The organism is Bradyrhizobium sp. UFLA05-89 (assembly GCF_059803475.1).
Genome location: NZ_JBANBA010000083.1, coordinates 36,402 through 43,145, shown reverse-complemented (window position 1 = coordinate 43,145; position 6,744 = coordinate 36,402). Strand labels below are relative to the sequence as shown.

Here is a 6,744-nt window from a genome sequence, read left to right as displayed (position 1 = left end):
CTGCTGGCCGTCAACAGGTCGACGTGGAGCGATAGAGCGTCGCACCGCTGCGCGTTCACGGCCACGCGCAGGAACCGGGCAGGGCCGGCGCTCACCTCTCTTTGCACGGCATTTGCCGCCGCGATTTTCTCGTCCCGAGATTCCGATTGCCTGCGATTGGCGTTCCGCCTAATAATCTTGTACAGTTGAACAAAAGCAGAGGTCCGTCGGCCGTCCTTGGTGCCGGCAAGGGCCGGCCGACGCCTGCCGTAGCGGGTGTCGCGCCAACGGAGGATGGATCGAAAGCATGTCCGCAAACGGCTTTGGACTCGCCGGCGTCATCGGAATGCCGGTCGCGCATTCGCGCTCGCCGGTGATTCACAATTATTGGCTGAATGCCCACGGCATCCGTGGCGTCTATGTGCCGCTCGCAGTTCAGCCCGAGCGGTTGAAGGACGCGCTGGCTGGCCTCGTCGCGCTTGGATTCCGCGGCTGCAACGTCACCATGCCTCACAAGCAGACGGCGATGGCGCTGCTCACCCGCGTCAACGACATCGCGCGCCGCATCGGCGCCGTCAACACCATCGTCGTCGAGGAGGACGGCACGCTGTCCGGCTTCAACAATGACGGCAACGGTTTTGTGCAGAGCCTGCGCGATGCGCGTGCGGACTGGCGCGCCGACGAGGGACCGATTTTGCTGCTGGGCGCTGGCGGCGCCTCACGCGCGGTTGTCGTGGCGCTGCTCGAAAACGGCGCGCGTGAGATCCTGATCACCAACCGCACGGCGGACAAGGCGGAGGCTTTGGCCAAGGAGTTCGGCGCAAACGTCCGCGCGGTCGCCTGGGCGGACCGCAGCGCCACCGTTGCCGACAAGGCGCTGGTCGTCAACTGCACCGATCGCGGCATGGTCGGCAAGGACGCGCTCGAGATCGACCTGTCGCGGCTGAAGCCTTCGACGCTGGTTGCCGATCTCATCTACACGCCGCTCGAGACGCCGTTCCTGGCTGAGGCCCGCACGCGCGGATGCAAGACCGTGAACGGGCTCGGCCTGCTGCTCAACCAGGCGCGGCTCGCTTTCAAGGCCTGGTTCGGCGTCATGCCCGACGTGACGCCCGATCTCATCAAGGCCATCGAAGCGACCTTCTAGAAGCACTTCGCCATGACCATCCCGGCGTGTCCCAAGATCGATTGCCACATCCACGCCATCGATCCCGCGCGGTTTCCATACACGCCTACAACACCCTATCGGCCGAGCGGGCAGGAGATCGCACCAGCCGCGCAGTTTCTCCGCGTGTTCGACGTCTTCGACGTCAGGCACGCGCTCGTCGTCGCCACCAACACCGGCTATGGCAGTGACAGCCGCATCCTGCTCGACGCGCTCGCACAAGGGAAGGGCCGCTTCAGGGGCGTCGCGGTGGTCGAGAACGATGTCGAGGTGAAGGAGCTGGAGCGACTCAAAGCGGCCGGCGTGATCGGCGTCGCCTTCAACGTCCCGTTCCACGGCACCGGTTACTATCTCAACACCGCGCCGCTGTTGGCGAAGCTGAGCGATCTTGGCCTCTTCCTCCAGATCCAGGTCGAGCACGATCAATTGCTGGCTTTGCTGCCGCTGATCGAAAAGTCGAACGTCAAGCTTGTGATCGATCATTGCGGTCGGCCGCCGGTCGAGCAGGGCCTGAACGGCAAAGCCTTCCAGGCGCTGCTGGCAATCGGCCGCACGCGCGATGCGCACGTCAAGCTGTCGGGCTACTACAAGTTCTCGAGGCTGACGCACCCTTACGAAGACACTTGGCCCTTCATCGCGGCGCTGGTCGAGGCCTTCACACTCGATCGCTGCGTCTGGGGCTCGGACTATCCGTTCCTGCGGGCCCCGGAGCGGCTGGATTATGGGCCACTGCTCGCGGTGCTGAGCCGGCTCTTTCCCGATCCGGCCGATCAGCATCGCCTGTTGTGGCGAACGCCGGCACGGCTGCTCGGCTTCGACCCAGATCATCAAGATAACAAAGAATAGAGGGAGAACGTCATGAAGGCTTTGGGACAATGGAGCGGCATCGTTGCTGCTGCGTGGCTGTGCGCTGGCCTCGCGCAGGCGCAGACGACGGTTTACATCCCTGATGTCGTCGAGCTGTCCGGCCCCGGCGCGGTCTCCGGCACCAACTGGCGCGACGGCGTCGCGCTCGCGATCGACGAGATCAACGCCTCCGGCGGCATTCTGGGCCGCAAGATCGAGACCGAGCATCTCGACACCCAGAGCAATCCCGGCGTCTCTCGTGCCCAGGTGCAGAAGGTCTTGGACAAGGACCCGTACGTCGTGCTCGGGCCGATCTATTCCGGCTCAGTCAAGGTCAACATGGCGCTGACGCAGGCGGCCGAGATTCCGCAGATCGTCGGCGCGGAAGCCGCCGACATCACCACGCAGGGCAACCCGTTCGTCTTCCGCACTGCCTTCGGCCAGCAATTCTCCATGCCCAAGATCGCCAACTATCTGCACGACAAGCTGAAGGTGAAGACGGTGGCGCTGGTCTGGGTCAATAATGACTTCGGCAAGGGCGGCCACGACAATTTTCTAAAGGAGATGAAGGCGCGCAATATCGACATCACGGCCGACATCTCGACCGAGCAGGGCCAGGTCGATTTCGGTTCCGACGTCATCAAGCTGAAGACCGCCAAGGCCGATGCCGTCTTCGTCTACACCAACGAGGAGGAGAGCGCCCGCTTCCTGATCGAGGCGCGTCGGCAGGGCCTGTCGACGCCGCTGTTCGGCGAGACCACGTTGCTCAGCCAGAAGGTCGTCGAGCTCGCCGGCCCCGCCGCCAACGGTGTGCGTGGCCATGTCGGCCTTTCCGCCGACGCGCCGGTGCCCGCGATCCAGGACTTCGCCAAGAAATTCAGCGCGCGATACAAATACTGGCCCGACCACAACGGCATCAAGGGCTACACCGCGGTCTATCTCGTCAAATACCTCACCGAGAAGATCGGCAAGTTCGACAGCAAGGCCTTCGCTGCAGCCATGAAAGGCTTGACGCTGACGCCGGACAAGGCGCCGGGCATGCTGATGGAAGCGAGCTGGGACCAGAACGGGGACATCGACCGTGCAAGCTTCCTCGCCGAGATCGTCGACGGCAAGCAGAAGATCGTCGAGACGCTGCCGAAGCTGAAGGGCGGGAATGGGGAGTGAGGGCGGCGCGCTACGGCGGCGCCTATCACCGTCACCCTGAGGTGGCCGCAAAGCGGCCCTCCAAGGACGACGGCCCGGCTGCTACCGCGGGGCCGTTCATCCTTCGAGGCTCCCCATGTGGCGCGTCGCGCCCCATGGCTCGCACCTCAGGATGACGGGATCGACAGCGTCGTCATTGCTATGCGTGGCGAAGCCGCATCGGGATCCATACAGCGGAGCTTTACCTTGATTTGGAAAGTGAGTTCCCCGCTTTAGGTGGCCCCGGTAAGTTGGCCCGCAATGCCCCCCTGACAACCCGGCCCGAGCGCGTTCATGCATTCCGTTGCACTGCTGACAGCCAGCTACGCCAAGGATCTCGAGCGCTTCTCGCTGCTCGCCGAGAGCATCGACACGTGGTTAACGGGATACACCAGGCACTACGTCGTCGTTAACGACGAGGACGCTGCGCTGTTCGCGCGGTTTGCCTCCGACAAGCGCGTCATCGTGCCGGTGTCGCGCTATCTGCCGCGATGGCTGTTCGCGGCGCCCTCGTTCCTGCGGCGGGGCAACCGCAAGGTCTGGCTGTCGCTGCTATCCTCTCCGGTGCATGGCTGGCACATCCAGCAAATCGTCAAGATCGCGGGCGTGCTTGGCGCGCCCGAGCAGCGCATCTGCATCCTGGATTCGGACAATCTGTTCTTCCGCGAGTTCGACGTCGGCCAATATGCAGGCTCGGCGAAGGCGCCGCTGTTCGTCGCGCGCGGTGCGATCGGCGCGGAAACACCGCTGCACTGCCTGTGGCTGCGCACCGTCGATCAATTGCTCGGCGTGCCGCAGACGCGCCTCCCCGCGGATGACTATGTCGGCAACGCGCTGGTCTGGGACAAGGATTCGGTGCGGGCGATGACCGACGCGATCAAGTCGGTGACGGGAACGAGCTGGATCCTGGCGCTGTGCCGCCGCAAGAAATTCTCCGAATACCTGCTCTACGGCCACTTCGTCGCCAATTCGCAAAAACATCTGGCGGCGCACGAGATCACCGAGGACAGCATTGCGGTGTCGCACTGGGACGACACCCGGCTCGACCGCGCGGCGATCGAAGCGATGATGCGCGCCGCTTCGCCCCGGCAGGTCGCGCTCTGCATCCAGTCCTACTCGTCGACCTCGATCGAGGACATCCGCGACGTGTTCCGCCTGCGCTCAATCGCGCCGAGCCTTGCGCCCGGCGATCACGTCGGGGATGGCGCCGGGATCGCAACGCCGAAAACAGTGCAATAGTGGGGCACGCGGCTCAGGCGGCCTTCATGAATTTGGTGATCACATCCATCAGCGGCTTCGGCTGAAAGTTGCCGTCGAGCGGCAGCGGCCGGTTCGGCTGCTTGTCGGGCCGCTTGAACATCCCGTTGATCCAGCTGTAGCGATCCGAGATGCCCCAGCTCAGGATCGAATTGAGCGGGCCGCTCGCGGTGATTGCCGTCAAGAGGTCGTCCACGCGCTTTGCGACGATGGCGTCGCGCTGCGCCGGATCGCCGGGCAGCTTCTGGTCGTCGACGTCGAGCTCGGTGACGAGGACCTCGAGCCCCCATGAGCGCAGCTCGGCGACGAAGGCGGCAAGCCCGTCCTTGTCGATCTCGAGCTCGGCATGCAGATGCGACTGTAATCCGACCGCGTGCAGCGGAACGCCCTGATCGAGCAGGTCCTGGATCAGGTTGCGGTAGGCTGCGCGCTTGGCGATGAAACTGTCCTTGGCGGATTCGATGTCGTACTCGTTGATCGCGAGCTTGACGAAGGGATCGGCGGCCGCCGCCGTGCGGAAGGCCAGCGGAACCCAGCGCTCGCCCAGCATGCTCGACCAGTAGCAGTCGCGCCGATCGGTGATCTTGCGCGGATTGTCGGGAATCGGCTCGTTGACCACGTCCCACGAGGTCAGCTTGTCCTTGTAGTAGGCAACGACGGTCGAGATGTGATCGACGAAGGCCCGCTCGGCCGCCTTCGTTTCCTTGATCTGCTTGGTCCAGTCAGGGATGTCGTGATACCAGGCGAGGGTGTGGCCGCGCATCGTCAGGTCATTTTGCCGGGCGAAATCCAGGATCGCATCGGCGCGCTCGAACGCAAAGGTGTGCGGGTCCGGCCGCAGCATCGGCCATTTCAGCTCGAGGACCGGAACGACCTGCGTGCAATATGTGCTGATTGCTTCGCCGAGCCGCGGGTCGGCCTGCAAATCCCACAACGTGGCCGCAGCGCCATAACCGGGACGGCGGCTGAGCTGCTTCGAGGTCTGGGCTGCTGCCGGGGCGCCGGCCGCGAGCGCAGCAGCTGAGCCAAGAAGAAATTCGCGTCTGTCGAGGCTCGGCATGTTGCACACTCCCTAACGCGCCGAAAGACGCTGCATCACGGCTTGGGCGATCTCGTAGTAATGCTGCGCGCCTTTCGCGAGCGTGAGGTTGTCGAGCACGTATTGGCGCGGCCGAAAATCCCCGGTGCCGGCCTGCGTCCAGAACTTGCTCCAGCGGGAACCGAAGCCCTCGGCATCGACGAATTTCATGCCGCAGCGATCGTCCCAGTATGGCACCGAGGAGACACCGTCGAACCTGACACGGTGCGGAAAATAATTCGGATCGCGCCACGGCCCGCCGCGATCCCAGGCAAACACGGGCACGCCGCTCGCGAGTGCTTGTAGACAGGCGATCCCCTGACTCTCGTTCTGGCTGAGGAAGATCATGGTACGGCAGCGTGCCAGTGCAGTACGATAGTCCTGCTCATTATAGCTGCCGTACCGGATTTCCTCGAACGTGCGGCCCTCGGCCCGGAGCCGAGCGCGGATCGGCTCGATCAGATCCGGTTCAAGGCGCTCGCGGTCCCACATGACCTTGTCATAGAGCAGGACGTCGACGCTCTTGTGTTCCGCGACGGGCGGCGTCCACGCGTCGGTATCGATGCCCACCGGCCACGCGTCGATATTGGGCCAACCGGGTCGGCACATGTCGGCGTACCACTGGCAGGGGACCACGATATGTTTTATCGGATACCGCGTCAGCAGATCCGGATCGTCGATCGGATGATTGTACGAGGCGACGCCGAGCAGGATCGGATTTTTCCAGTCGATCCAGTCCAGCACGAAGGGGCGGCCGATGACGCAGGCGAGTTCGTCGGGATGCGTGCGGATGTAGCTGTAATCGTTGACGCGGTAGCGGATACCGAGCCTGTCGAGGCCGGCGCACAGATTGAGGAATACGCGCTGCTGGCCGTTGATCCACGGCTTGCCGAGCAGCAGGCGCCGAGCCCAGGTGCGCAGATGCCGGTCACCGCGGAACCAGCGGTCGTCCTTCTCCTCGAAGAAGAGATTGAGCACCGTCCGTTCGCCGCGCGCAGTCTCCGGCCGTGACGGATGCAACGTCGCGCTCATGCCCCTGTCGGCGTCGCTGCGGCCCGCATCGGGCAGGCGCAACTCCGTCCGAGCATGTTCGGCAACTTCCATGTCGATAGGTCCACGTTGGAGACGGTCGGTGGTGCTCGAAACCACTATTTCTAATGGGTGATCGCACTTGCGAGTTCAAGACAACCGCAAATTTAACGCTAACGTACGAAATAGAGCCTAACGGCGCATT

Annotated in this window: 6 protein-coding genes; 4 read left to right on the top strand and 2 right to left on the bottom strand. The window is 63.8% G+C overall.

The genetic code is table 11. The annotated features are described in order from the left end of the window. The first annotated feature begins 286 nt into the window (after nucleotides 1-286). From SO139_RS32345 to SO139_RS32330, 4 genes are all read left to right on the top strand, one after another. Nucleotides 287-1,126, top strand: a complete 840-nt coding sequence (locus SO139_RS32345; protein WP_498541251.1) for a shikimate dehydrogenase — start codon at nucleotides 287-289, stop codon at nucleotides 1,124-1,126. A gap of 12 nt (nucleotides 1,127-1,138) precedes the next feature. Next, complete coding sequence (locus SO139_RS32340; protein WP_498541250.1) at nucleotides 1,139-1,990, top strand: amidohydrolase family protein; 852 nt, start codon at nucleotides 1,139-1,141, stop codon at nucleotides 1,988-1,990. Nucleotides 1,991-2,002: 12 nt separating this feature from the next. Next, nucleotides 2,003-3,157 (top strand): ABC transporter substrate-binding protein, encoded by a 1,155-nt coding sequence (locus SO139_RS32335; RefSeq protein WP_498541249.1) that lies wholly within the window; start codon nucleotides 2,003-2,005, stop codon nucleotides 3,155-3,157. 312 nt (nucleotides 3,158-3,469) lie between these two features. After that, entirely contained in the window at nucleotides 3,470-4,414 is a 945-nt protein-coding gene (locus tag SO139_RS32330) for a DUF6492 family protein (RefSeq protein ID WP_498541248.1), read from the top strand. A gap of 13 nt (nucleotides 4,415-4,427) precedes the next feature. On the opposite strand, the gene SO139_RS32325 is transcribed toward SO139_RS32330, so the two are convergent. Next, nucleotides 4,428-5,492, bottom strand: coding sequence for an endo-1,4-beta-xylanase (locus SO139_RS32325; protein ID WP_498541247.1), 1,065 nt, complete (start codon nucleotides 5,490-5,492; stop codon nucleotides 4,428-4,430). A 12-nt stretch (nucleotides 5,493-5,504) separates the two neighbouring features. Next, complete coding sequence (locus SO139_RS32320; protein WP_498541252.1) at nucleotides 5,505-6,542, bottom strand: glycosyltransferase family protein; 1,038 nt, start codon at nucleotides 6,540-6,542, stop codon at nucleotides 5,505-5,507. Between the last annotated feature and the right edge of the window lie 202 nt (nucleotides 6,543-6,744).